Here is a 26,212-nt window from a genome sequence, read left to right on the forward strand (position 1 = left end):
AAGAGATATTAAATATTTATAACACTATCGCAACAAAAATGACAGCGCTGACATATTTCTTTTAGATACCGATGGTGTGAAATGTATTTCGGGCGATGAATTTTGATTAGCCGTCAGCTTTCAGCTATCAGTTTTGAGCCGAACGGTGTTGTTTGATTGCTATACATTCCCCCTTCAGATAGGTGTTGAATGCAAGGCGCGCCAAGCAAGCGTGACGCCTACGAGTTGCGAGGTGCGAGGTGCGAGGTGCGAGGTTCGAGGTGCGAGGTTCGAGGTTCGAGGTTCGAGGTTCGAGGTTCGAGGTGCGAGGTTCGAGGTTCGAGGTTCGAGGTTCGAGGTTCGAGGTTCGAGGTTCGAGGTTCGAGGTATTGTAGGCGTGAAATTTATTTCACGCGAAGTTTTGGGATTAGCTGTCAGTTTTGAGCCGAATGGTGTTGAATGCAAAACGCGCCAAGCAAGCGTGACGCCTACGCTTTGCTGTAGGCGTCACATTTATTTATCGCAAAAACATTACTCACCCACAACGGTCACGCGGCTGGTTTGCTGTGCGTTCAAGCGAGTACGTAGCGCAACTTTTGCATTGTTATCAACCTTCACAGGCTCAGCGTAAGTTTGCCAGCTTTGGCCGTTGTCTAGGCTGTACTCAATGCTCAAATATGCAAATGCACTGTTGGCATATAACTTACCATTTTCAATCACGCCGCCCGGTACTGGTAAGTGCAGATTGATGCCATCTTTGGCTAACTTATCAAGCTCTTTCAAACCGACTGCACTTGAGAACTCAGCCCAGTCTTTTGCTTGTTTTTTACTATCGACACTTTCGCCTTCCCAATCAGCTTTATGCCATGCGCGCTCTGCAACAGACAAAATACGCGGGAAGATCATTGCTAATACTTGCTCTTCAGTACGGATTGTTTCTGACCATACCTGACCTTGCATACCCAAAATATTCTCAGGCTTTTCAAGTTTAGGTAACGGGCGACCCACCAACGCTTCTAAATTAACGATTGGCTCACGAGTGCGGGTGTAATCAGCATTGGCATACACGTCATCTGGCATGTAATTAAAGGCTTTTTTAGTATCTGTGTAACGAGTTGCCCAGTAATAACCACGCTCTTCAGGGCTTGCTTCGTATGGGTGGTCAAAGTACAAATGCGTACCGTGTGATAACACCACTTGGTAACCAGCATTTGCTAGGCGGTATGCTCTATCTGCAACCCCCCACTCCCAAATGTTATCCCAAGTATTTACGGTAAAGGTTTTATTAGGGAACTCATCACGTTTAAACGAGTTTTCACGGTCGTACATGATACCGTCTTCCCAAATCCCCGGAGAAATACCACGTTTTTCAAGTAAGGTCGCAACACGTTGTGTGAAGTAAGGTTTTAAATCTGCTGGACCAGATACACCGTTATTTGGATCGGCAAATAACGCCTGACAGATTGGCGAACCTATCCACGAACCAGCTCCAACTTCATCACCACCAATATGCAGGTTCTTTAATTGAACACCTGCTTCGCGGTACATCTGCTGAAGTTCATAAGTCACTTTATCTAAAAATGCGTAGGTTGAGTCCATACACACATTCATCGAGTTATCTTTGTAGTTTTGTACCGTCATGTACACAGAGGTATCTTTAGGATCGGTAAGCAAGTATTGCGTTGCCGGTCCCATATCTATGTGTTGAATTTCTTTGTTTGCTGAGCGCGTTTTAATATTGTTCTTAGCGGCTTTCTCAGCTTCTTCTAACATGTTGTGATAACGTGCTTCCATCGCTTTGATTGAGGCACGCGCATGACCAGGCCCTTCAACTTCAGGGATGATTTGAATGTGGCGGTCTTTCGCAAACTTTAATAACTCAACAAACTCATCACGTTTCAGATAACCATTACCTGAGCCTGATTTAAACGGCCCAGTGCCAAGCTGAGTCAATAAACACTCGCGCTCTTCTAAATCAAAGCAGCGATAGCCGCCAACGTCAGTGAGTTCCGGCAGGCCCGGGATTTCAAGTCGCCAACCTTCATCTTCTGAAAAGTGCCAGTGTAGCTTATTCATTTTATAGCGAGCCATTTGCTCAACCAGCTTGAACATTGCCTCTTTGCCATGGTAATTACGACCATTATCGTAGTGCATGCCACGCCAACCATAGCGCGGTGAATCTTCAAGTTCTAACTGCGGTAAGTTGGCACTGCCTTGGCTGTTGGCAGGAATGAGGTTCAGCAAACTTTGCATCGCATAAAACACACCGGCGTTATCGCTACCTACGATGGTGATCACTTCATCATCAATCTCTAGGGTGTAGCTTTCTGCTTTTGCATTATTGAGTTTAGGGTCAACTTTTAAGCGAATTACTTTGTCTTTGCCAACATTGATATGATCAGGCTGTGCTTTCAGGCTAATGCCATAGTCATCTTGTAAGTCTTGCATAAACACCATAACTTCGTGTTTAAGCTGCCCTTGATAACTAATTTGCCAATTATTGTTTAGCGTCGCACTACCACGGTTAAACTCAACGTTACGTGGCTTCGGAATAATACGCTTTAAAGCATCGTCTTTACTAACCGACACCTTGTCAGCGCTATTACGTTCATAGCGGACTTTTGCCGTTGCTAAAACAGATAAATCTTTTGGCTCATTGTAACGACGTAACTGGTTTTCGCGGGTAAATGGCGTTACAAACTGATTAAAGTCTTCAGTGTCGGTATTAGCAAATACAGCGGGTTTATTCTTGCCCGAAACAAAAAATGCCCGTGGCATAAAGTCACTGTAAGCAACAATCCACACTTGCGCATCGAACGGCAGCTCTAAGCTTTCACCTGCTGCTAAACCTTTAAATTCACTCGTTGGTACGATGCGATGAAGGTCACCATTAACATGCTCAATGTTTAACCCCGCAACATACTCAGTTGAGATTTTACGAACTGAGTGAACATAAAGCTGCCAGTCGCTCTCGCCTGCAGGTAACGCCACATCAGAACCATTATTGAGGGTGATTTTTCCTAAAAAGCCCGCATCTTTATTACGAAAGTTATCTTCAACCGAAAATAGTAGTTCGGTACCTTTCGCAAACTGATCAACTTGCGATTGGGTTAATGCTGCACTTGCCATTAAAGGGGCAGTCGCAAGCATTACCGCGAATACAGACTTTTTAAAATCCATTACTTTCTCCTCGTTTAAGCCCTGAGTGTACGGTATTTCTGCGTACTATTTTTCATTTTTGTTAATAATTCGTTCCTATCATATAAAAACTAAAATGACAGCGCTATCATTTTATGAAAAATAAAGGTGAGGATTTAGAAGCTTTAAGTCGCAAGCTATAAGTTTGAAGCCGAATTGTGTTGTTTGTTGGAAAAGGCGTTAATCCATCGAAAGAGTGTTGAATATAAGACGCGCCAAGCAAGCGTGACGCCTACAAAGTAGGAGGCGTTTTAACGCCGAACAGATTTGACCTATTCACGGCTAAAGCCGTTCCCATGAGGTGCAAGGTATTGTAGGCGTGAAATTTATTTCGCGCACACTTATAGCTTATAGCTTATAGCTTATCGCTTATCGCTTATCGCTTATCGCTTATCGCTCAAACCTTAACACAAAGATACTTCTCTTCTAGGTACTCATCTAATCCTTGGTGACCGCCTTCTCGGCCTAAGCCAGACTGTTTAACGCCGCCAAATGGCGCTACTGGGTTTGAGATAAGGCCTTCGTTAATACCTATCATACCGTATTCGAGTGCTTCACTTACGCGATAAACTTGCTTGATGTTTTCACTATAAAAATATGCAGCTAAACCATAAGGTACGTCGTTCGCAAGCTTAAGTACTTCTTCTTCATCATCAAAAGCGATGATGCTGACTACAGGACCAAACACTTCATCATGATAGATATCCATCTCTGGTGTCACATCAGTTAAAATTAATGGCGCTTGAAAACTGCCTTCAAGCTCACTGTTATCACCGATTAATGACGCCCCTTTATCAACTGCATCTTGCACAAGCGTTTGAACTTTATCTTTTGCTTTAGGGTAAATTAATGGGCCAATATCTACCCCGTCATCAAGTCCATTACCTACCTTTAACTCAGCCACTTTGTCTGTGAGTTTTTCGAGCACCGTTTCAAGTACTGAACGCTGAACAAATATGCGGTTTGCGGCGACACAAGTTTGCCCTGCGTTTCTGAATTTAGCGCCCATAAGGCCTGCAACAGCTTCATCTAAATCGGCATTATCAAAAATAATGAACGGGGCATTGCCGCCAAGTTCCATAGATGTTTGCTTAATAGTTGAGGCACACTGCGATAGTAACTGCTTACCTACACCGGTTGAGCCTGTGAATGTGAACTTACGCACACGCTCAGACTCGGTCATGATCTCACCCACCATTTTTGCGTTTTCAGAGACCACCACGTTCAGCGCTCCTTTTACAAACCCTGCTTTATCAGCAAGGTAGGCTAAGGCAATAGCGCATAATGGCGTATGCTCCGAAGGTTTAATCACAAAACTACAACCCGCAGCATAAGCGGGTGCCACTTTACGGGTGATCATGGCAATCGGGAAATTCCAAGGGGTAATACCAGCCACCACACCGATTGGCTGCTTTATCGTTGTTAAACGATGTTTGCTATCGGTAGCAGGGATGGTGTCGCCATAACTACGCTTTGCTTCTTCACTAAACCATTTAATAAAGCCTGCACCGTATTCAACTTCGCCCAAGGCTTCTTTTAAAGGCTTACCCTGTTCTTTAGTCATCAATTCAGCAAGCTGTTGCTTGTGCTCAATAACCAACTCATACCAGCGACGCAACGTTTCACTTCGCTCGGTTGCAGTTGTTTGCTTTAGTTTGCTAAATGCCTCGTCAGCACTTTTTATAGCCAGCTCAACCCCTGCTTCATCAATATCAGAGACATGGGTGATCGCCTCTGCAGTTGCGGGGTTATCTACACTAAAACGCTGGCTCGTAGAATAAAAGTCACCGTCGATAAACGAATCAGAAAAAACCAAATCAGACATAGAACCTCCAAAATCAGCTTTAAGTCACAAGCTTTAAGCGATAAGTAAATTGAACCTGCACCTGTTTTACAGGGAGTAAAAATAGCAACTTAGGGCTTAAGACTTACAGCTTAAAGCTCTAAAAACAAAAAAACCGCTGTAGAGACCAAGCAACTACAGCGGTTTTTACGAAATCAAAGCCGTTAAAAATTAATGCTCTTCATTAACGATATTGAGATTATACTTTGGAATTTCAACCACTAAATCTTCATCTTTAATCACAGCTTGGCAACCAAGACGTGACTCAGGCTCAAGACCCCATGCTTTATCTAGCATATCGTCTTCAAGCTCATCACTCTCATCTAAAGAGTCAAAGCCTTCACGAATGATTAAGTGGCATGTTGTACACGCACATGACTTTTCGCAAGCATGTGGAATGCTAATACCATTTTTTAGTGCAACATCTAATACTGTTTCACCTGCAGGTGCTTCAATTGCTGCGCCTTCTGGGCATAATTCTGCATGGGGAAGAAAAATAATTTGTGGCATACCTTACCTCGTTAAACTTCGTCTACTGACTGCCCTTGCAGCGCTTTTTTGATTGATGCATCCATTCTACGAGCAGCAAATTCGCTACTTGCATTGTCTACAGCTTCAATCGCTGCTTTAATTTCTGTAGGTGTTGTTGCGCTTTCACGTACGGCAACAAGTTTAGCAATTTCTGCTTTTAACGCACCTAATTCTTGTTCATCAAGTAATGCACTGTCGGTTGCAAGTGATGCTTCAAGCGCTTCAACAACACGTAACGCTTCAACTTGCTGCTCTTTAAGCATCCGCGCTTGCATATCGCCTTTTGCGTTAGTCATTGATTCTTTTAGCATGTTAGCAACTTGGTCGTCCGATAAACCAAACGATGGTTTGACCTGAATTTCAGCTTGCACACCGGTTGATTTTTCCATTGCCGATACACTTAATAGGCCGTCTGCATCTACTTTAAAGGTTACGCGAATGTGCGCAGCACCTGCTGCCATTGCCGGAATACCTTTTAAGCTGAACTTAGCCAGTGAACGACAATCGTCAACTAACTCACGCTCACCTTGTAATACATGCAGTGACATTGCCGTTTGACCATCTTTGAAAGTGGTGAACTCTTGTGCACGTGCTACAGGGATCGTGGTATTACGTGGAATAATTTTCTCAACCAAGCCACCCATGGTTTCAAGACCTAGCGACAGTGGTAATACGTCTAATAACAACATGTCTGAATCTGGCTTATTGCCAACCAATACATCTGCTTGCAGTGCGGCACCAAGTGCAACTACGCGATCTGGGTCGATAGAAGTCAGAGGCTCTTTATCAAAAAATGCAGCAACTTGAGAGCGTACAATTGGCATACGTGTCGAGCCGCCAACCATAACTACTTGTAGTACTTCCTCGTTCTCGATACCCGCATCTTTTACGGCACGACGACAAGAACGTAGTGTTTTCTTCACCAGACTAAGAGCAAGCTCATCAAACGTTTCGCGAGTTACTTCAACTTTGTGGCTTTGACCATCAAACTCTAAACCAACATTCACTGTTTGGTATTGGCTTAGCGCTTCTTTACAGGCTTTTGCTTTATTAATGAATAAACGCAATACCGATGCAGAAAGCTCGCTCACACCCGTTTGTTTTTTGAAGTAATCAACTAATAGCGAGTCAAAATCGTCACCACCAAGGCTTGAGTCACCGCCAGTAGCAAGTACTTCGAATACCCCTTGGTGTAAGCGTAAAATAGAAATATCGAAGGTACCGCCACCTAAATCATATACGGCGATAATGCCTTCTTGGCCTGAATCAAGACCATACGCAACAGCCGCAGCGGTTGGCTCGTTTAATAAACGTAATACCTTAATACCTGCAAGCTCTGCGGCATCTTTGGTGCTTTGACGCTGTGCATCATCAAAATAGGCTGGCACAGTAATAACGGCACCCATGATGTCTTGACCTGCAAAGCTGTCTTCGGCGCGTTGCTTTAATGTTTTAAGAATTTCACTCGACGCAGTGACTGGGCTAATTGCTCCTGCAACTGTGCTGATTGCTAACGAACCGTCATGCTCGCAGAATTCATACGGTAATTGACCATAGCTGTTTTCGATTTCAGCCTGCGTTTTACCTAAGAAGCGTTTTACCGAGATTAATGTGTTTGCAGGGTCTTGAGTGGCAGCTGCAGCTGCTTGTTCGCCCACCACAATGCTATCTGCTTGGTATTGTACAACTGATGGTAACATCGCATTGCCTGCTAAATCAGTCAGTGTACGAGCTTCGCCGCTTTGTACCGTTGCAACTAACGAGTTAGTTGTACCAAGGTCAATACCGACTGCTAATTTGTGCTCGTGTGGTGCCGCGCTCTGCCCCGGCTCAGCAATTTGCAATAATGCCATAATGCTCTTTTAAACTCTTAAATAGCTGTTGTGTAACAACTAACGATTAATCATCAAATAAACTGTCTTCAATACGCTCTAGTTCTTCGCGTAGCTTATAAACAAACTTTAATTTACGAATATTATCAGCAGCAGCCTGCCATTGTTGCTCATCACTGCTTGCGAGCTGAGCGGCTAATTCACTACTGTATTGCTTGTCGAGCTGTTTAATTTGCGCTTCGAACTGGGCAATTGCTGCATCAGGATCTGCGGCATTTTCAAGTTCTTCTAATTCTTCACGCAGTTCCATTTGCTGCATTAAGAATAGCGGGTCTTGTAATGTTTGTTGCTCGGCGCGAATATCAACACCAAGCTCGCTTAGCATGTATTCAGCACGCTTTACCGGGTGTTTTAAGGTTTGTAATGCATCATTGATTTCGGCTGCACTTTGCACTGCAAGTAGCTTGTCGCGACTGCTAGAACTGGCATGACGATCTGGATGAACTGCACGTTGCAGCTCGAGGTAGTGTTTGTTAATTGTCGCTAAATCAATGTTGTAATCTACTGGAATTGCAAATAACTCAAAGTAACGCATTACATAATCCAACTCGGTAAACAGGAAAGAACAAAGCCCTACATAGGCAGGGCTTCAAGCAAAGAAAATTTTAATAGCTTAAACGGTGAAGCTTTCGCCGCAACCACACTCATCGGCTTGGTTCGGGTTGTTAAACTTAAACCCTTCATTCAAACCTTCTTTGGTGTAATCAAGCTCAGTACCATCAATGTAAACTAAGCTTTTGGCGTCAACGATCACTTTCACACCACGGCTTTCAAAAATTTCGTCACCGTCTGCTAACTCATCAACAAATTCAAGAACATAAGCAAGACCTGAACAGCCCGTCGTTTTAATGCCAACGCGTAGGCCAATGCCTTTGCCGCGATTTGCTAAAAATGATTCTACGCGGTTTGCTGCCGCATCTGTCAATGTCACTGCCATGAATTTATCTCTTACTTCGCTTGTTTGCTTTTGTAGTCAGCAATTGCTGCTTGAATCGCGTCTTCTGCTAAAATTGAACAGTGAATTTTCACTGGTGGTAATTCAAGCTCAGCACTGATATCAGTGTTTTTGATTGTTGCAGCTTCGTCTAATGTTTTGCCTTTTACCCACTCAGTTACAAGTGAAGAAGAAGCGATTGCGCTACCACAACCATATGTTTTGAATTTTGCATCTTCAATTACACCTTCTGGTGATACTTTGATTTGCAATTTCATTACGTCACCACACGCTGGTGCACCCACCATACCTGTTGCAACTGACGGATCATTTTTGTCTAAAGAACCCACGTTACGTGGATTTTCAACATGATCGATTACTTTATCACTATAAGCCATAATACTATCCTCACTACCTGCTAGCGGCGGCGATCACTGATTAGTGATGCGCCCACTCAACTGAATCTAAATCAATACCTTCTTGATGCATTTCCCATAGAGGAGACATCTCACGTAAACGGCCAATCGAGTTTTTGATTAGTTCGACGGTGTAATCAATCTCTTCTTCAGTCGTAAAGCGGCCAATGCTGAAACGAATTGAGCTGTGTGCTAATTCGTCATTGCGACCTAATGCACGTAGTACATAAGAAGGCTCTAAGCTTGCTGAGGTACAGGCTGAACCTGATGAAACAGCAATGTCTTTAACAGCCATTAATAACGACTCACCTTCAACAAAGTTGAAGCTGATATTTACAATACCCGGAACTGAGTGGCTTGGTTCACCGTTGAAGTAAACTTCGTCCATATCAGCCATGATGCCATCGATCAGACGCTTACGAAGTGCGCTGATGTGTGCATGATCTTTTTCGAAATCTTCTTTAGCAATTCTAAATGCCGCACCCATACCAACTAATTGGTGAGTAGCCAGTGTGCCTGAACGCATACCACGCTCATGACCACCACCGTGCATTTGTGCTTCTAAGCGTGCACGAGGCTTACGGCGAACATACAGTGCGCCTACACCTTTCGGGCCATATACTTTGTGGCCAGAGAATGACATGAAATCTACTTTTAACTGTTGCACGTCGATAAGTACTTTACCTGCGCTTTGTGCAGCGTCTACGTGGAACATAATTTTGCGCTCACGGCACATTTCGCCGATTGTCGCGATATCTTGGATAACACCTAGCTCGTTATTTACGTGCATTACGCTCACAAGTACTGTGTCGTCACGCATTGCAGCTTCAAGCTTTTTAAGGTCAAGTAAACCGTTTTCTTCAACGTCCATATAGGTTACTTCGAAACCTTGACGCTCTAGTTCACGACACGTATCAAGCACCGCTTTGTGCTCTGTTTTAACCGTGATAACGTGCTTGCCTTTCTTTTTATAGAACTGCGCAGCACCTTTAATTGCTAGGTTGTTTGATTCTGTAGCACCTGAAGTGAAAACAATTTCACGCGGGTCAGCGTTGATCAGATCAGCAATATCTGTACGTGCTTGATCAACCGCTTCTTCTGCTTGCCAACCAAAACGGTGTGAGCGTGATGCAGGGTTACCAAAATTACCGTCCATAGTCAGGCATTGCATCATTTCTTTTGCCACACGTTCATCAACAGGCGTGGTTGCTGCGTAATCTAAATAAATCGGTAACTTCATTTCTCTCTCCGCTTTCGTCAAGCTACAGTTGACAGCTTACTTGAATGTTTTCCAGTTGCTTAATTGCAGTGTTGATGCTGTTATCTTGGCGTGATGCGACTTCTTTCACATCTGACTTTTCAACCAATTCAGCAAGGGTAATACTATTTAAAAACTCTTCGATACGTGCGCTTAAGTCCGACCATAATGTGTGAGTCAAACAACGCATGCCGCTTTGGCAGCCACCCGTTGCGTTGTGGCAACGTGTTGCATCAACAGACTCATCAACGGCATTAATCACATCGCCGACAGAAATTTCGTTTGCTTCTCGACCTAATAAATATCCGCCACCTGGGCCACGCACAGAGGTCACAAGGCCATTTTTACGTAAACGGGCGAATAGTTGCTCAAGGTAAGATAACGAAATCTCTTGGCGTTCAGAAATATCGGCAAGAGGCACTGCACCCACATTTGTATGTAGTGCAACATCCAACATGGCGGTTACTGCGTATCTGCCTTTTGATGTTAACTTCATGGAGCCCCCGATGTTACTGCACGCTAAGGTGTGCAAATTTTAATTACCAGACCAAAATAGTCAAGTATTATCACTTGATAAAAATTGATACTTGCCATTGATAAAACCGAATACTTGACAAAAATAGTCAAGTACTGGGTACATTGTAATTACCTGAGTAATTTAGTCAAGTATTCTGGTGAATAAAGCTTATAACCTAAACTTATTTAATAGACTTATTAATAGAGGTAAGAATACCGCGTAAGATGTTCATCTCAGCTTCTTCTGGACGCGCGCGATTAAATAAACGACGTAATTTAGTCATCACCATGCCTGGGTGTTGTTTGATGATAAAACCCGTGTCATTTAATGTTTGCTCTAAGTGCTCGTAAAACAGCTCAGTTTGCTTTGCGTTTGGATAGACTGCTTCGTCTTCTTCTTGAGCTTTTGGCTGTTTGTTTAAATACGCCATACGTGTTTCATAACACAGCGTTTGCACGGCCATCGCGAGATTTAACGAGCTGTACTCAGGGTTTGCAGGAATACATACGTGGTAGTTACATTGTTGTAGCTCTTCGTTCGTTAAACCACTATTTTCGCGACCAAATACGAGTGCAACAGGGCCCTGTTCAGCCTCTGCCACTAATTTTTCACCACATTCACGCGGCTCAACCATAGGCCAAGATAAAGTACGTGAGCGTGCGCTGGTACCAATTGTTAAACCACAATCAGCAATCGCATCTGCCAGTGTATCAACAACCACTGTTTTACCTAAAACATCAGTTGCACCGGCCGCAAGCGCACTCGCATGACTGTCAATTTCACAAGCAGGATCAACAAGATATAAATTTGATAAGCCCATCGTTTTCATAGCACGTGCCGCTGAGCCAATATTACCAGAATGTGATGTGTTAACTAATACGATACGAATATCATCAAGTGTCATTGCGTTGTTACTTACTGAAAGTCAAAAATTGCGGGGATTATAACATAGCTATCAGCTATCAGCTATCAGCTATCAGCTATCAGCTATCAGCTATCAGCTATCAGCTATCAGCTATCAGCTATCAGCTATCAGCTATCAGCTATCAGCTATCAGCTATCAGCTTCGATCCTATGCATAAGAGATGTCAACATTCTTGATAGCTCTTCCGTTTCACTTACCCAAGCTCTACCGATGGCAGCATCAATGTATTTAATCTCAATTCCGATATAAATTTGCGTTCGTGTTTCTGCTATTGACGATCTTGATATATCTAAAAAACGCACCCGCTCTTTTTTGCTGATTCTAGCCATACCTTCTGCGATATTACTCGGTATTGATAAACCAGAACGTGTGAGTTGATTGCGAAAACCAAAGTCATTCAGATCAGTCGTTTCTTTGTAGATTTCAGCACTTAATCTTGCTGATCGCTTCCATACCTCTAATTTTTCAAAATTCATACTTGCATCCTTTTAAGTATAAAAACTTTATATAGGCACGAATTTCTCAGAATGCAAATTTCAAACTGACGGCTGACGGCTGACGGCTGACGGCTGACGGCTGACGACTCAACGATATCTAACTTCTGACGACCAATCACTTCCTCTGGTCACTAATCACTTCTTCTGAGATTAATTCAATAACAAAATCAGAGCTGTACAAAAAACAACCTAATTTATTCGAGTTTCTTGTTTACTTTACGCTAGAAATCGCTAGAATACGCCGGCTTAAATATATTCGTTCTTTTACAACCCAAAGGTAATGCTATGCATCCAATGTTAAACATTGCGGTTCGCGCTGCGCGTAACGCAGGCAAAATTTTACTTCGCGCAAGTGAAGACTTATCAAAAGTTGATGTACAACAAAAAGGCACTAACGACTTAGTGACTAACATCGACAAAGAAGCTGAAGCCGCAATTCGTGACACTATTTTAAAATCTTACCCAGATCACACTATCGTAGGTGAAGAGCTTGGTGAGCATAAAGGTAAAGATGCAGATTACCAATGGATTGTAGACCCTCTTGATGGCACAACTAACTTCATCAAGGGTATCCCTCATTTCGCTGTATCTATTGCACTTAAAGTTAAAGGTCGTTTAGATCAAGCTGTTATCTATGATCCAATCCGTGGTGAATTATTCACTGCATCACGTGGTCAAGGCGCACAGCTTAACAGCAAGCGTTTACGCGTAACTAAAACTAACGAGTTAGCGGGCTCTGTACTTGCAACTGGTTTCCCATTCAAACAAAAGCACCACTTAGACGCATACTCTGAAGCGTTTAAAGCTCTTTTCGTACACACTGCTGATATCCGCCGTGCAGGTTCTGCGGCATTAGATATGGCATATGTTGCTGCGGGTCGTGTTGATGGTTTCTTTGAAATTGGCCTTAAGCCATGGGACACAGCAGCAGGCGAGCTTTTAGTTAAAGAAGCGGGCGGTATGGTTGTTGATTTCGCTGGTGGTATTAACTACAACCAAAGCGGCAACATCATTTGTGGTGCACCTAAGTTAACTCAAGCGATCATTCGTGAAATTCGTCCAGTGTTAACTGAGTCACTACTTCGCTAATAGCGTTTGTAATGCAAAAAAGGAGCTACGGCTCCTTTTTTTGTGACTGAAAATAATCGTTGTCGAGTTTTATCTCTACGACTTCACCTTCTTTAAATGGCAACTTAGCCAAGTCTTCAGCAAAGTAACTGGCAAATAATTGCTCAAACTCGCCCGTGCTTTTCATCACCTTGAGTCCTTTTAACAGGGCTTCGGCCAATTCAGGCTTGTGGTTACTGACAAAAAAGTAAAATGCCGTTGGATAACTAATATAAAGATTAGGCACAATGACAAGTTCGTCACTTTTCACTTGTTCCATTTCAGAAATGACTTCAATGAACGAACGCGGAAAATAATCAACTCGCCCTCTGATCACTAGGTTAAACATCGCCTGATAATTTGCCAGTGGCCTGACTGTTAAGCCGTTTTGCGCAAGGATTTTAGTATCGGGCCAATCATGGCCTTGAATGGCACTAAACTGCGCTAAATCTTGCTTCGTTTTTACATCTTTAAAACGTGGTAAAAAAGCTCGTTTAGTGAGTAATGCGCGTTTACCAATGTAGCCTTTAAACAGTGGCACTTTAACGGCTATTGCAAGGTGTTCTCGCTCGGGGCTTGTCATACTCCAAAACACATCAGCCTGCTTTTCATCGAGCATCAGCAAAGTGCGCTGTTGATGAGGGTGAACCAGAACTTCGTTGATTTCTGCTTGATAATTACTGGCGCGTAAAGCCGCTGCCAGCAATTCATGAAGATAATAATCGCGTTTATACAGTGGGCGTTGTTCTATCGCTAAATTAACCACATTTTTAGCTTCTGTGGTAAGGCTGTATCCTAGGCTTAGCAATACTAGGATTGCACTACATAGTCGCTTCATTGTTATTTTTGATTATTGTGTTTTTTTTAAGCTACACCCTGTTAAACAGGGACACAAGTAAAAATACTCAAACTTAAAATTTCTTCATGAACTAATAGGGAATGCTTCATCTTTTTGGCAATTAAAACGGACTACCGCAGGTGCTGGGCGGCTTCGTTTACACACAAATAAGTGGCTACTTTGATAACGTTTTGCTTCTTTTTTCGCATCTGTTGCCAGTGCTGCAACTTGGTGGCTGTTAATACATAGCTCTAAATCAGGTTTAACTAAACCGATTGATAATGTAAGTAGTGGCACAAACTGCTTTTTACCTTCGCGATTGCTTGCCCAATAACCCCCTTGCTCAATGTGCTCTGGGGTGAAAAAGGCGCGTGACTGGTGTTCAAATTTACTGATGATATTGTGGCATACTTGCTCTGCATCATTTTGATCAAACACCACCATAAAGTCATCACCACCAATATGGCCGACAAAACCTTTACTAGTGCTACACGCCTCTACGATCACTTCAGCAAGTAATTTTATAACGCTGTCACCGCTGGCATAACCGTATAGGTCATTGAATTGTTTAAAGTGATTTAAATCAACATATGCGAGTGAAAACGGATAATTATTGCGAAGCCTCAGCTCTATCGCTTCGTTAATCGCGACATTACCCGGCAGCATAGTCAGCGGGTTTGCGTGTTGCGCATGGCGGATTTTTTCTTCGGTAATGTGCTTTAAGATATTACGCAATGGCGCCAAACCTAAGTATTCACCACTTCGGGTGATCACAATGTGACGTCGAATATCAAACTCAAATTCGGTAATTTGCTGACTCACTGTATCGAGTAACTCGTTTTCATCAACGATTAACGGCTGCTTATCCATTAATGAAGTAACCGGCTGCTTATCATAAAGTGCATGACCATAGGGAGCGGCAAACACTTCAGTGAGTTGATCTCGGTGTAATAAACCAACAGGAATATTGTGCTCAAGCACCGCAAGACTCGTTAAACTTTTATCTTGCTCAAAGATGCTGTGAGCGTCTTTGCAACGGGTTGTTGCTTCAATGCTGGCGTGCTCGACTGCCAACCAACCAATCGCCATAGACTGTTCAAAAGTATTGCTGCTATCTGATGATTCTAAGTGCTTTAAGCAATGAATATTTATTTCGTAGCTTGGTTGTATACTCGGCCTTTCGAGTAAAAAGCCTTGTGCGTGCTGCACGCCTAAGCTTTCGAGTAAACGAAGTTCCTCAGCCCGCTCAATGCCTTCTGCGATAACTTGCGTATTGGTGGCTTTTGCAAGCTCAATAATTGACTTTAAAAACTCTTTTTTAACCACACTCTGGTCGCAATGATCAATAAAGTAGCGGTCTATTTTTACAAACTCAGGACATAACTCAGACCATTGCTTTAAACCCGAATAGCCAGCTCCTAAGTCATCAATGGCAATCGAAAAACCTAGTTCGCGGTAATGGGCAATGGTTTTTAATAATAAAAAGCCATCATCCACTTTTTCTTGCTCTGTAACCTCAATAACGACCCGATTGGTTGCAAGACCAAAGTGCTCAACTAGATGTAATGTTTCACCTTTAGGATGGCAAGGGTCAAGTAAGGTTTTAGGACTTACATTAAGGAATAACTTACCTTGCAGATTGAGTTTAACAAAGTTCTCAATTGCCTTACTGCGACAAAGTAGCTCTAATTCAGAGATTTTATGGCAAGCAATTGCTTCGCTGAATAATGCACTCGGCATTTCTAGCTCAGACCCTTTTGGACCGCGACTTAATGCCTCATAACCCAAAATATGCTGATTAGAAATATCAAAGATAGGCTGAAACAAGGTTTCAATAGCACTGTTATCTAAGATCTGCTGTAGTTGCGCGCTCACCTTACACCTAGCGTTAGTAATACAAATAGACGGCTAAATTAGCAACCTTGTATGACAATTTTATGGCAAGGCTATGACGAGCACTGACTACTCAATAGCGGTGATCAGCTCAAGTTGCTTAATGCGAGCAAAACTATCTATCATCTTTAATTTCGCGTTTTGGTAATCACTCTGTGCTAAATCAGCTTGTTGCGCTAGCGAATAGACGGCAAGCGGATTAAGTAATAACTGCTGCGCATGATAGCAACTTGCTGCAGCGAACTCAGGAAGGTTTGGCTCGAGGTTGATAATGATTTCATTCTTTAATGCGTCTGTGTCATTACTTTGCGGTTGCTGAAACTCGGTTGCGTCTGCCAGCGCATGCAAACTTGCCTCACACTCTGGCAGCTGCGCTTTTAGGTTTAAAAACAAACCTGTTGATGAAGTAATTAGCTTAAGCGTCAAATCTTGTAATTGCTGAGTTGTTGATTGGTTTTGCAATGCCTCTACAACTTGCCAAGCTAAACCTTGGTAGTTGTCGAACTGCTGCTCTAGTGTCACCTCAGGTATTTGCTGCACTTCTGTCTGTTTTGGCTCTGGCTTATCGTCACAAGCACTGAGCATTAAAAGTATAAACACGCTAAACATCAGGTGTTTCATAATGTCTCCGAGAGTATAGTTAGACTCGTTTTTAAAAATCATTAACAGTTGAAAAACTGTCACTTGTTACCAAGTTAGTCAGCTTAATAATACCAAGGCTTATCTCTGCAACAGTGCTTCTGCTGTTAGTTCATTTGTAATGAGACTATTGATCATTCCTGATTCTATCGCTCCGGCAATGGCTGGCACTTTACTGTCACCCGCTGCAATCCCAATTACTCGTTTATCATTGGATGGAGAAAGTACCGCACTCGTCACGCGATTATTTATTTCTGATTCAACGAGATGACCTTCACTATCGTAAATCCAGCTAATTACTTCACCTGTTGCACCAATAGCGTCAAGCGCAGCTAGTTCATGCCGAGTAACAAAGCCGTCTAAATGAAGAGGAGAATTTGTTCCTAAATCACCAATACCAACAAATGAAACATCAGCTTGTGATGCCAGTTGATGTACATTTTTAACATGCGCTAATTGCTGCCAGCCTGCTTTATCCGCTTCAGATCCTGCAATAACAGGAACTGGCATAGGGAAATGTTGTGCACCAACCCTTTCTGCAATATGAATAGCTACTTCATAACGACTTGCTGAGCCATCCTGAGCTATGTTTCCAACTAAGGAAACAATACGATGGTGTGGACAATGCATAGTAGGGAGCTCTTCTGCGCATGCACGCAACACTCTTCCAGTACCAAACGCAATGATTTTTGCATGGCGCTGCTTTAGCTGTCTTTCAATTTCAGCGGCACCCGCTTGAGCCAAGCCAATGGTTGAATTAATATCGTTACTCTCGCTAGGCACCACTTCACAACTAAGCAAACCGTATCGATTCTGTAGCGCATCAGCAAGCTCCATGCAGCGTCGAATAGGATGCTCTAATCGTACTTTTATTAACCCTTGAGATACTGCCAAAGCAACAAGCCTTTGCGCAGATTGGCGAGACGTATTTAGTTGCTTGGCTATTTCATCTTGTGTTTTACCAGCAACATAGTAGAGCCAGCCAGCCCTCGCTGCTTCCTCTAATTTTTGATTATCATTGCTAGGAATTGAAGCCATTTTATACGCCTGTTTGAACAATAAATGAGGTAAATGATTAGCAAAATCAGCTATGCAGCAGCTATTCTATACATAATCTGTCATGAATAACAATTTTAGGGTTCACACTCTAAACTAAAAAAGCACCTAACTAAATTTGTTTCAAAATTAGTGAGGTGCCTACGCATTTCATAAAGTGTTAATAACCGGAAACCCTTCGCAACTGCACGACAAAAGTCGAGCACTTGCTGACAAATAACGTCGGTTTAAAAGCTTTAGCTAAAAATTTAAACTCAGCTGTAAACCTGCAATCAATGCATTCTCAGCATCATTATCACCATTTGGGTCGATGATATACTGAATACTAGGCATTAATTGTATTGCTGGGGTAACAACATAATTATAATTTAACTCAATCGGGTACTCATGGTCCCTTACGATTACTTCATCATCTGAAAAATTCGCATTGTAAAAGCGCTGAGCATCATTAAGCTCATTACTCACACTGTTTCGGCCCACAGCAAAACCTATACGGTCGTGTGGTCTACTGACTAAAGGTGCATCAATATATCCGCCAAACGCCAAAACTTCGCCAACAGCACTGACGCTTTGATCTGCGTGAATCATACTCGCAAATATTCGTAAGCCCCCTCCTGACGTGTTTCGAGTTAGCTGTTGTTCAATATTAAAATAAAATGCGTTATCAGTATCTTCTGTAGCAACCATATCGGTTGTCGTGCCAGCAGGGTAACCCGCATTATTGACTAGTTTAGTTTTATCTAAACTGCTGCGGACAACGCCAAATCGATAATCTCCATCTAAACCATTCTTGTATTGGCGTTTATATTCCAGCTCACCGACCAAGGTCGTGCCGTTAACCTCTCCTGATGTTGTTAATTTCAATCCTTGATTTAATGACATAGTTGCAGGGTTTGCATCATAACTGCCTAGTTTAAAAAGCAAATTATCAGTGACTTTGTATGTTAGTTGCACCCCTAGAGCACTAAGGGGGTCACCATACCAACTACTACTCAAATAATTGGATGAGCCACCACTACAGAATGTCAGGTGCTGAAAGGCACAACTCATAGCAAAAAAATCAGCACTTGGGTAAATTCGACCCACTTTAATACTAAGTTGATCTTCAAATAAATGTTGAGTTAGAGAGAATTGAGTTAAACGCGTTACATTGCCTCGACCATAAATTTGTTGCGATTGCAGCAAAACGGGCAGATTTGCTTTTTCATTAATAAGCTCGCCATTACGATTAGTAAGCTCCACCTTAAATTCGGCACCCGACCAATTAAGTAATTTTTCTAAATTAAAGTAGCCACCGACAAAAAACTGATCGGCATAAGCCGTTTCTGTACTTTCTCCCCCTTTTAAGTTGTGAGCTGTTTGACTGAAGTAGCCTAAGCGAATATCCACACCTTGCTCTGCTAGCTTATCTCTTGCCCCTAGCCAATCGCCACTTAGATGGCTGTGAACATCAAAACTATCATCTGCATAACCTGACTGAGAAGACAGCAACATAATGGCTGCGATAGATTTAAGCCAAGCTACGTTTAAATAGCGTTCACTGCTCCCTTTCCATATACGGCAAAACTTAGGTTGTTGATTTGTGTTCATATGCGTGTTCTCCATTTTAATTTGTCCTAACTTGATCAACATCTTAGTATTTAACGCCCAGCAAAGGGCAAATGACAATATTATGAGCATATTCCTAATGCAAGATGCATTTGTCAACATCAAAAAATAGAGCTCAAATTCTAACAAAAAGAAATTAGAATCTTCGAAAGAGAAATTAAAATGGATAAAACTAATCCTCTTTCATTTGAACGACCCCTCCAGACAAAAAAAACACAAATTAAGGCACTGAAGGGGTTGATTAAAAAATAACAAATCTTATCAAGCTTAATTTAATGAGGTTTAAATTTGCTAAACAAGTGCAATGACTTCGACTTATTAATAACAATCAGCTGATTAAATAGACTGGCTCACTAACATTGACAAACAACAAGCGGAATAGGATTATGCCCATGAAGCATAGATTTGCTCAAAACAGGCATTTACTTTATGTAAATGCTCAATGACAACAATCATGGGCGTGTTGAATTTTGAAATTTTCTATTTATCTAATAAAAAGTTTTAAGTGTTAAACAATGAATACACAAATAAAGATGCAGTTAAGCTATTTGCTTGCAAATCAGCATGCCTAGAAAGTACTGGGATCGTTACTTATGAATACTGATCATAAAGACCTAAACCACATAGAAGAAGAGCAATTACCTATTGCAAAACATAAGCTCAAAGGATGGAGACATTTTTTAGGTTTATACGCAGGTGAGCATGTTGCTGCCACTGAATTTGTATTTGGCGCAACCTTTGTCGCACTTGGCGCAACCATGACGGATATTCTGCTTGGCTTGCTTATTGGTAATATTCTCGCCGTGCTGAGCTGGACACTAATTACCACCCCAATAGCGGTTGATACACGCCTGAGCCTATATACGTACCTTCAAAAAATAGCAGGAAACTCAATGACCCGGTTATATAACTGGGCGAACGTCATAATCTTTACGGTTATTTCTGCTGCGATGATCACCGTTTCTGCAACGGCTGTTCGCTTTGCACTTGATATTCCCGCGCAATTAAATTGGTATCCAACAAACGCATGGTTTGTCATGGTTGTTCTTGCCGTTGGCATTATCGTTGTATTGGTTGCCATGTATGGCTTTAACGCTGTATCGCAATTCTCAGGTATTTGTGCTCCATGGTTATTTGTTATGTTCATCAGCGGCCCATTAGTACTCATGCCTGAACTTGCTAATTCTGTCATTGGTGAAACCTCAGTCTCGAGTTGGGGAGACTTCATGCACATTGGCAGTGTCTCTGTATGGACTGGGTTAGATGCCAATGGTGAGCCAGGCATAGGGCTGTTAGAAGTCATCGGATTCTCTTGGGCAGCAAACACCATCACTCACTTTGGTTTAATAGACATGGCTCTGCTACGTTACGCGAAGAAAAAAAGCTATGGCTTATGCACATCAGCAGGTATGTTATTTGGTCACTATATCGCTTGGATCTCTGCTGGTATTATGGGTGCGGGCACCGCGGTTCTTGTGAAAAAGTCGATTACTGAGCTAGATCCAGGCGATGTTGCGTTCCATGCTCTTGGGTTATCTGGGTTAGTTATTGTTATTGTCGCAGGCTGGACTACAGCAAATGCAAACTTGTACCGAGCAGGTCTTGCTGCACAAGCTATATTTAGTAACCTTTCGCGTACCAGAACGACATTTTTAGTGGGTATAGTTACTGTTTTAATTGCCTGCTTTCCATTTGTATTTACTAAGTTACTACCACTTCTTACGTACGCAGGACTTTTAGTCGTACCTGTAGGCGCTATCGTTTTTGCTGAACACTTTTTGTTTCCAAAGATTGGCCTAACTCGTTATTGGGTTACCTACAAAAAGCTTGAGCATAGCTCTGCAGCTGTTATTGCGTGGGCACTTGGCCTAGTGTTCGGATTTACATTGAATGCGATCAATATAATGCCATTTTACTACCTTTTCTTACCAACTTGGGTATTCAGTATTGTCGTATATATTTTATTAGCAAAACGAAATGGCGCTGCACAGAAGTATCCTGAAGAAGAAGCAGAGCTAGCTAATTTTGATAAAAAAGTAGAAAGATTTCACGCCGAACAAGCAGCCAATGAGGCTGCATTTATTCTTGATCAACGCCTGTTGACCAAAGTACTCACTACGGTTGCTTGGTTAAGTTTAGGTGTTACTGTGGCGCTAGCAGCAAATGCCATGTTCAACTCACCAGATGTTGCTTCCTATGAGCACAATAGAACATTATTTTTCAATAGTGGATTCGCTTGCACCATCATTTATTTCGCGAGTGCGTATTGGGCTATGCAACGTAGAAAACAATTTTCAGCCGTTTAACTGCTCGGGGGCAAAACATGAGCGCACTTTCTTTAAATAACTCAACACTGAGCTCTTTTCCTACATCTATATCAGTGCCGCGTTATAACCGACAATCCCTAAAAGCCGGGATTGTCCATGTTGGTGTGGGCGGGTTTCACCGCTCTCATCAAGCTTTCTATACTGATAACTACATCAACCATACGGGGGATTTAGGTTGGGGCATATGCGGTATAGGTTTACGCGAGGCTGATCGGGCTATTAAACAATCTCTAGAAGCACAAGATTATCTGTACTCTCTATTAGTAAAACACCCAAGTGGCAAAACTGATGTGCAAATAATTGGCTGTTTAACCGATTTTCTCTTAGCGCCGGATGATCCAGAAGCTGTTATAAGTAAAATGGCCGCTGAGGAAACCCAGATTGTTTCATTAACAATAACCGAAGGCGGTTATAATTATGACCCATCTACCGGCGAGTTCGATTTTTCAAACCCCGATATACAACATGATTTAGCAAACCCAAACAAGCCAAAGCTGATTTTTGGCTACCTTGCTGCTGCTTTAGATCGCCGCAGAAAGAGTGGTCAAAAACCGTTTACTATTCAGTCTTGTGATAATGTTCAGCACAATGGTGATGTCATACGAAAAATGTTAGTTACTTACATTAGTTCATATGACTCAGAGCTTGCTGATTGGGTAGCAAGTCAAGTTAGCTTTCCTAATGCAATGGTCGACCGTATTACCCCTGCAACCACAGATAAAGATATTGTTCTCGCAGAACAGTTGGGAGTGATTGATTCATGGCCTGTCACCTGTGAGCCTTTTCATCAATGGGTCATCGAGGATAAGTTTTGCCAACAACGCCCTGCTTGGGAGAAGGTAGGTGCACAAATAGTCAATGATGTAACACCTTATGAAACCATGAAAATTCGCTTACTAAATGCGAGCCATACTGTTATGGGAATACTCGGCTCTTTACGTGGTTATCAAACCATAGAGCAAACAATTTCAGATCCCTTATTTGCAACAGTGGTCAGCAGCTTCATGGATAACGAAGTAACACCGATTTTAGATGAGGTGCCCGGTATTGACCTAAGTGATTATAAGCGAACGCTGATAGCTCGATTTGCGAACCCTAACATCAAGGACAGCCTTGCACGAATTTGCTCTCAAAGCGCAAGTAAAGTCTCGACCTTTTTGGTACCTACGCTTGTAAAGAACCTTAAAATTGGTGGAAATACTGCGATTGCTAACTTAGTGATTGCAGCTTGGTGCTTATACAGCGACACGCACTCATCTCAACAAGGTCAGCCTTTAGAGGTTATCGATGATTTGGCTGAAACGTTACAGCAGGCAGCTCATGCATCACGAATATCACCACTCGCTTTTCTCGAGCAACCAAGCATTTTCGGCTCAATTATTGAGAACGAGTCATTTTGTAATGAGTATAAATATTACATCAGCAAACTCTATGCGGGAGTAGCGATAGAGCAGATTATGGAAGTGGTGTTAAGTAGTTATAATGCCAAGTAGTATCAGGCAAAGAAAGTTTAAAAATAAAAAAACCGCCCTAGGGCGGTTTTTCTTTGTATCACTGATTAAGGCATTGGATCGAGATCCGCACCTTCTTTTTCAATTACTTCTGGAATTAAGTCTTCTTTACTTACACCCATTGCAATTGCTACTGCTGAAGCAACGTAAACAGACGAGTAAGTACCGATGAACACACCAAATAGTAACGCAGTTGCGAAACCGTGGATTGTTTGACCACCCCATACGAACAATGCAATCAATACTAAAATTGTCGTGATTGAAGTAACTAATGTACGGTTTAACGTCTGCGTTAATGAAATATCGATAATTTCAATCGTGTCATCAACACGCACTTTACGGAAGTTTTCACGGATACGGTCAGATACAACGATAGTATCGTTGAGTGAGTAACCGATTACCGCCAAGATTGCCGCAAGAATCGTTAAGTCAAACTCAAGACCTAGCACTGAGAATAAACCTAATGTGATGATAACGTCATGTAATAGTGCTGAAACCGCACCTACCGCAAATCGCCATTCAAAACGAAACGCAACGTAAATTAAGATACAGATAAGTGCAGTTAACATGGCAAGGCCACCCTGCTCTTTCAGATCTTCACCCACACTTGGGCCAACAAATTCGATACGACGCATTTCTACTGTCGGCTCAATTTTTTGCAATGCCGTAATGATTTGGTTACCAATAACTTCTGCTTTAACGCCTGCACCTTGCGGTGCAAGACGTACTAAAATCTCTTTACTTGAGCCAAATAGCTGCACCGAGAAATCTTCAAAACCACTTTCTGTGATTGCATCACGTACTTGTTTAAGATCGGGTGCTTCTGTAAAGCCTACTTCAACAGCGGTACCGCCAGTAAAGTCGAGACCGAAGTTTAAGCCTTTAGTAAAAAACGATACGAAAGAAGCCAAAATCAACAAGGTTGATACTGTCATGGCAAACTTACGTAACTTCATAAAGCCGAGTGTTTTACCACCGAGTTTTAAAATTTGCATGCTGACTCCTAAATCGACAACTTCTCAATACGCTTACCGCCAATGAATAAATTGATTACCGCACGGGTACCAACAATGGCTGTAAACATAGAGGTGATAATACCAATCGCAAGTGTTACTGCGAAACCAGCAATAGGACCAGTACCCACTGCAAATAGGATCACTGCTGCGATTAGCGTTGTGATGTTAGCATCGAAAATCGTACTAAATGCGCTGTCGTAACCAAAATGAACAGCTTGTTGCGGGCTACGGCCATCAGCAAGTTCTTCACGAATACGTTCAAAAATAAGTACGTTGGCGTCAACCGCCATACCTACAGTTAATACGATACCTGCAATACCCGGTAGCGTTAACGCTGCACCTGGGATAAGCGACATTACGCCGACGATTAATACTAGGTTTGCGCCCAGTGCCAAATTTGCCACCATGCCGAAACCTTTGTAGTAAACAAGCATAAATACAAGTACAAACACAAAACCAAGCACAACCGCAGTCATACCCGCTTCGATGTTCTCTTGACCTAGGCTTGGACCTACTGTGCGCTCTTCAACAATTTGAATTGGCGCTACAAGTGCACCGGCACGAAGTAATAAACTTAGGTTATGTGCTTCAGCTGGGTTATCGATACCAGTAATACGGAATGAACGGTCAAGGCGCGCTTGAATCGTCGCTACGTTAATTACTTCTTCCACTTTAATTGGTGGAAGTGCTTTACCGTTTTCATCTGTTTTACCTGATGGCTTGTATTCAATGAATACCGTTGCCATACGTTTACCGATAGCACGCTTAGTGAACGCATTCATTTTTGCGCCACCTTTGCTGTCTAGCGTAATGCTAACTTGTGGACGTTGATACTCATCTGTGCCTGATTGCGCACCAGTAATATGACTACCTTCAAGAATGATGCGTTGCTTAAGTACCACAGGGTAACCTTCACGCGCCATGATCATTTCTGTACCTGGCGGTAAACGACCTTGCAGCGCAGCACTTGCATCTGCGTTTTCGTCAACTTCGCGGAATTCGAGTGTTGCTGTTGCACCCAGAATTTCTTTTGCACGCGCTGTATCTTGCACACCCGGAAGTTGCACGATGATACGCTCAGCACCTTGGCGCTGTACGTTAGGCTCTGCAACACCGATTTGGTTAATACGGTTACGGATAATCGTTTCGTTTTGTTTGATAGCGTAGTCACGAATTTCTTTTAACTTTTGCTCGCTCATGCTCACGTAAAAAGCATTGTCGCTGCTGCTATCATCAACGTATACGTTTAATGGGTAACGTGTTGATAAGAAACGCTCTGCTGCGCTTTTATCTTCTTCGTTACGCATTTCAACACGTAATCGCTCGCTATTCGCTACACGGCGAATGGTGCGATAACGTAGTTTTTCTTCACGTAAGTCACTTTTGAAATCTTGTTCCATTTGCTCAAGCTGAGTATCAACCGCCGTCGCCATGTCGATTTCCATAGTAAAGTGAACACCACCGCTTAAATCTAGGCCTAGTTTCATTGGGTTACCACCCAAAGACTTTAACCACTCAGGTTGAGCAGGCGCCATGTTGATTGCTGAGATGTAATCTTCACTAAGGGAATCACGCAGTAGATCTTGCGCTTTTAGTTGGTCTTCAACATTCTTAAAACGAACGAGGATTTGTCCGTCTTCAAGTTTGCTTGATTTAACAGTAACGTTATGTTCTTTGAGAGTCGCATTTACTTTATCGAGTACGCTGAGGTCAGCATCAGTACCTTTAGTGCCCGATACTTGGATGGCCGGGTCACGGCCATACAAGTTAGGTGAGGCATATAAAATACCAACGACTAACACAACAAGAACAAGTAAATACTTCCATAATGGAAACTTGTTTAACACGTGTGAGTCCTTATTTTTATTGTTATAGCGACTTCATAGTGCCTTTTGGCAATACTGCAGAAACAGCTGATTTTTGAACTGTTACTTCTGCTTGGTCGTTTAATGAAATCACGATGAAGTCTTTGTCATCAGCGATTTTAGCAATCTTACCTACTAAACCACCTTGCGTTAGTACTTCGTCGCCTTTCGCCATTGCGCTCATTAGGGCTTTATGCTCTTTTACACGCTTAGCTTGTGGACGGTAGATTAAGAAATAAAATACCAGACCGAAAATACCCAACATGATTAGCATTTCCATGCCACCACCTGCTGGTGCTGCACCTGCCGCACTTGCGTGGGCGTTTGAGATGAATAAACTCATTTCACTTCCTCTTTAATTT

Annotated in this window: 22 protein-coding genes; 3 read left to right on the forward strand and 19 right to left on the reverse strand. The window is 42.5% G+C overall.

Going from position 1 to position 26,212, the window contains the following annotated elements:
- Window positions 1-510: 510 nt before the first annotated feature.
- The 11 genes from NH153_RS05285 to NH153_RS05335 form a co-directional block, all read right to left on the reverse strand.
- Window positions 511-3,159: a beta-N-acetylhexosaminidase gene (locus tag NH153_RS05285; protein ID WP_063701765.1), complete on the reverse strand. Its 2,649-nt coding sequence runs from the start codon at window positions 3,157-3,159 to the stop codon at window positions 511-513.
- A gap of 415 nt (window positions 3,160-3,574) precedes the next feature.
- A complete protein-coding gene (locus NH153_RS05290) occupies window positions 3,575-5,002 on the reverse strand; it encodes an NAD-dependent succinate-semialdehyde dehydrogenase (RefSeq protein ID WP_063701767.1) in 1,428 nt (475 codons plus the stop codon).
- Window positions 5,003-5,191: 189 nt separating this feature from the next.
- A complete protein-coding gene (gene fdx, locus NH153_RS05295) occupies window positions 5,192-5,530 on the reverse strand; it encodes an ISC system 2Fe-2S type ferredoxin (RefSeq protein WP_063701770.1) in 339 nt (112 codons plus the stop codon).
- 11 nt (window positions 5,531-5,541) lie between these two features.
- Complete coding sequence (hscA, locus tag NH153_RS05300) at window positions 5,542-7,404, reverse strand: Fe-S protein assembly chaperone HscA (RefSeq protein ID WP_063701772.1); 1,863 nt, start codon at window positions 7,402-7,404, stop codon at window positions 5,542-5,544.
- A 46-nt stretch (window positions 7,405-7,450) separates the two neighbouring features.
- Window positions 7,451-7,978 carry a co-chaperone HscB gene (hscB, locus tag NH153_RS05305; RefSeq protein ID WP_063701774.1) on the reverse strand — a complete coding sequence of 176 codons (528 nt, stop codon included), beginning with the start codon at window positions 7,976-7,978 and terminating at the stop codon, window positions 7,451-7,453.
- Window positions 7,979-8,056: 78 nt separating this feature from the next.
- On the reverse strand, window positions 8,057-8,380 hold the full coding sequence (iscA, locus tag NH153_RS05310; RefSeq protein ID WP_054552502.1) for an iron-sulfur cluster assembly protein IscA: 324 nt from the start codon (window positions 8,378-8,380) through the stop codon (window positions 8,057-8,059).
- 11 nt (window positions 8,381-8,391) lie between these two features.
- Window positions 8,392-8,775 (reverse strand): Fe-S cluster assembly scaffold IscU, encoded by a 384-nt coding sequence (iscU, locus tag NH153_RS05315; protein ID WP_063701777.1) that lies wholly within the window; start codon window positions 8,773-8,775, stop codon window positions 8,392-8,394.
- Window positions 8,776-8,815: 40 nt separating this feature from the next.
- A complete protein-coding gene (locus NH153_RS05320) occupies window positions 8,816-10,033 on the reverse strand; it encodes an IscS subfamily cysteine desulfurase (protein ID WP_054552500.1) in 1,218 nt (405 codons plus the stop codon).
- A 22-nt stretch (window positions 10,034-10,055) separates the two neighbouring features.
- The gene (iscR, locus tag NH153_RS05325; protein ID WP_063701779.1) at window positions 10,056-10,547 is read right to left on the reverse strand and encodes a Fe-S cluster assembly transcriptional regulator IscR; all 492 of its coding nucleotides are present in this window, start codon (window positions 10,545-10,547) and stop codon (window positions 10,056-10,058) included.
- Between the two features lie 202 nt (window positions 10,548-10,749).
- Window positions 10,750-11,472, reverse strand: a complete 723-nt coding sequence (trmJ, locus tag NH153_RS05330) for a tRNA (cytosine(32)/uridine(32)-2'-O)-methyltransferase TrmJ (protein WP_063701781.1) — start codon at window positions 11,470-11,472, stop codon at window positions 10,750-10,752.
- Between the two features lie 149 nt (window positions 11,473-11,621).
- Entirely contained in the window at window positions 11,622-11,969 is a 348-nt protein-coding gene (locus NH153_RS05335) for a four helix bundle protein (RefSeq protein ID WP_063701783.1), read from the reverse strand.
- 306 nt (window positions 11,970-12,275) lie between these two features.
- Here NH153_RS05335 and suhB point away from each other — a divergent pair, with 306 nt between their 5' ends.
- Window positions 12,276-13,079 carry an inositol-1-monophosphatase gene (suhB, locus tag NH153_RS05340; protein WP_054552496.1) on the forward strand — a complete coding sequence of 268 codons (804 nt, stop codon included), beginning with the start codon at window positions 12,276-12,278 and terminating at the stop codon, window positions 13,077-13,079.
- 25 nt (window positions 13,080-13,104) lie between these two features.
- On the opposite strand, the gene NH153_RS05345 is transcribed toward suhB, so the two are convergent.
- The 5 genes from NH153_RS05345 to NH153_RS05365 all read right to left on the reverse strand — a co-directional run bounded on the left by NH153_RS05345 (window position 13,105) and on the right by NH153_RS05365 (window position 19,113).
- On the reverse strand, window positions 13,105-13,935 hold the full coding sequence (locus tag NH153_RS05345; RefSeq protein ID WP_063701785.1) for a substrate-binding periplasmic protein: 831 nt from the start codon (window positions 13,933-13,935) through the stop codon (window positions 13,105-13,107).
- 84 nt (window positions 13,936-14,019) lie between these two features.
- Window positions 14,020-15,810, reverse strand: a complete 1,791-nt coding sequence (locus NH153_RS05350; protein WP_063701787.1) for a GGDEF domain-containing protein — start codon at window positions 15,808-15,810, stop codon at window positions 14,020-14,022.
- A gap of 87 nt (window positions 15,811-15,897) precedes the next feature.
- Complete coding sequence (locus tag NH153_RS05355; RefSeq protein ID WP_063701789.1) at window positions 15,898-16,449, reverse strand: hypothetical protein; 552 nt, start codon at window positions 16,447-16,449, stop codon at window positions 15,898-15,900.
- A gap of 99 nt (window positions 16,450-16,548) precedes the next feature.
- Complete coding sequence (locus NH153_RS05360; protein WP_063701791.1) at window positions 16,549-17,505, reverse strand: sugar-binding transcriptional regulator; 957 nt, start codon at window positions 17,503-17,505, stop codon at window positions 16,549-16,551.
- A 258-nt stretch (window positions 17,506-17,763) separates the two neighbouring features.
- A complete protein-coding gene (locus NH153_RS05365; protein WP_063701794.1) occupies window positions 17,764-19,113 on the reverse strand; it encodes a carbohydrate porin in 1,350 nt (449 codons plus the stop codon).
- 611 nt (window positions 19,114-19,724) lie between these two features.
- Here NH153_RS05365 and NH153_RS05370 point away from each other — a divergent pair.
- On the forward strand, window positions 19,725-21,437 hold the full coding sequence (locus tag NH153_RS05370) for a purine-cytosine permease family protein (RefSeq protein WP_063701796.1): 1,713 nt from the start codon (window positions 19,725-19,727) through the stop codon (window positions 21,435-21,437).
- A 17-nt stretch (window positions 21,438-21,454) separates the two neighbouring features.
- Window positions 21,455-22,951 (forward strand): mannitol dehydrogenase family protein, encoded by a 1,497-nt coding sequence (locus NH153_RS05375; protein WP_063701799.1) that lies wholly within the window; start codon window positions 21,455-21,457, stop codon window positions 22,949-22,951.
- A gap of 65 nt (window positions 22,952-23,016) precedes the next feature.
- Here NH153_RS05375 and secF read toward each other — a convergent pair whose 3' ends face one another.
- The 3 genes from secF to yajC are packed head-to-tail and all read right to left on the reverse strand — an operon-like array spanning window position 23,017 to window position 26,193.
- Window positions 23,017-23,964 (reverse strand): protein translocase subunit SecF, encoded by a 948-nt coding sequence (gene secF / locus NH153_RS05380; protein WP_063701801.1) that lies wholly within the window; start codon window positions 23,962-23,964, stop codon window positions 23,017-23,019.
- Window positions 23,965-23,972: 8 nt separating this feature from the next.
- Window positions 23,973-25,832: a protein translocase subunit SecD gene (gene secD, locus NH153_RS05385; RefSeq protein WP_063701803.1), complete on the reverse strand. Its 1,860-nt coding sequence runs from the start codon at window positions 25,830-25,832 to the stop codon at window positions 23,973-23,975.
- 22 nt (window positions 25,833-25,854) lie between these two features.
- A complete protein-coding gene (gene yajC / locus NH153_RS05390; RefSeq protein WP_036973302.1) occupies window positions 25,855-26,193 on the reverse strand; it encodes a preprotein translocase subunit YajC in 339 nt (112 codons plus the stop codon).
- Window positions 26,194-26,212 lie beyond the last annotated feature (19 nt).

The organism is Pseudoalteromonas gelatinilytica, from assembly GCF_001641615.1.
Classification (GTDB): domain Bacteria; phylum Pseudomonadota; class Gammaproteobacteria; order Enterobacterales; family Alteromonadaceae; genus Pseudoalteromonas; species Pseudoalteromonas gelatinilytica.

Bases quoted from the DNA above. Each gene is read 5' to 3' on its own strand.
- NH153_RS05285 (WP_063701765.1), bottom strand. From the start codon at position 3,159: ATGGATTTTAAAAAGTCTGTATTCGCGGTAATGCTTGCGACTGCCCCT.
- NH153_RS05290 (WP_063701767.1), bottom strand. From the start codon at position 5,002: ATGTCTGATTTGGTTTTTTCTGATTCGTTTATCGACGGTGACTTTTAT.
- fdx (WP_063701770.1), bottom strand. From the start codon at position 5,530: ATGCCACAAATTATTTTTCTTCCCCATGCAGAATTATGCCCAGAAGGC.
- hscA (WP_063701772.1), bottom strand. From the start codon at position 7,404: ATGGCATTATTGCAAATTGCTGAGCCGGGGCAGAGCGCGGCACCACAC.
- hscB (WP_063701774.1), bottom strand. From the start codon at position 7,978: ATGCGTTACTTTGAGTTATTTGCAATTCCAGTAGATTACAACATTGAT.
- iscA (WP_054552502.1), bottom strand. From the start codon at position 8,380: ATGGCAGTGACATTGACAGATGCGGCAGCAAACCGCGTAGAATCATTT.
- iscU (WP_063701777.1), bottom strand. From the start codon at position 8,775: ATGGCTTATAGTGATAAAGTAATCGATCATGTTGAAAATCCACGTAAC.
- NH153_RS05320 (WP_054552500.1), bottom strand. From the start codon at position 10,033: ATGAAGTTACCGATTTATTTAGATTACGCAGCAACCACGCCTGTTGAT.
- iscR (WP_063701779.1), bottom strand. From the start codon at position 10,547: ATGAAGTTAACATCAAAAGGCAGATACGCAGTAACCGCCATGTTGGAT.
- trmJ (WP_063701781.1), bottom strand. From the start codon at position 11,472: ATGACACTTGATGATATTCGTATCGTATTAGTTAACACATCACATTCT.
- NH153_RS05335 (WP_063701783.1), bottom strand. From the start codon at position 11,969: ATGAATTTTGAAAAATTAGAGGTATGGAAGCGATCAGCAAGATTAAGT.
- suhB (WP_054552496.1), top strand. From the start codon at position 12,276: ATGCATCCAATGTTAAACATTGCGGTTCGCGCTGCGCGTAACGCAGGC.
- NH153_RS05345 (WP_063701785.1), bottom strand. From the start codon at position 13,935: ATGAAGCGACTATGTAGTGCAATCCTAGTATTGCTAAGCCTAGGATAC.
- NH153_RS05355 (WP_063701789.1), bottom strand. From the start codon at position 16,449: ATGAAACACCTGATGTTTAGCGTGTTTATACTTTTAATGCTCAGTGCT.
- NH153_RS05360 (WP_063701791.1), bottom strand. From the start codon at position 17,505: ATGGCTTCAATTCCTAGCAATGATAATCAAAAATTAGAGGAAGCAGCG.
- NH153_RS05365 (WP_063701794.1), bottom strand. From the start codon at position 19,113: ATGAACACAAATCAACAACCTAAGTTTTGCCGTATATGGAAAGGGAGC.
- NH153_RS05370 (WP_063701796.1), top strand. From the start codon at position 19,725: ATGAATACTGATCATAAAGACCTAAACCACATAGAAGAAGAGCAATTA.
- NH153_RS05375 (WP_063701799.1), top strand. From the start codon at position 21,455: ATGAGCGCACTTTCTTTAAATAACTCAACACTGAGCTCTTTTCCTACA.
- secF (WP_063701801.1), bottom strand. From the start codon at position 23,964: ATGCAAATTTTAAAACTCGGTGGTAAAACACTCGGCTTTATGAAGTTA.
- yajC (WP_036973302.1), bottom strand. From the start codon at position 26,193: ATGAGTTTATTCATCTCAAACGCCCACGCAAGTGCGGCAGGTGCAGCA.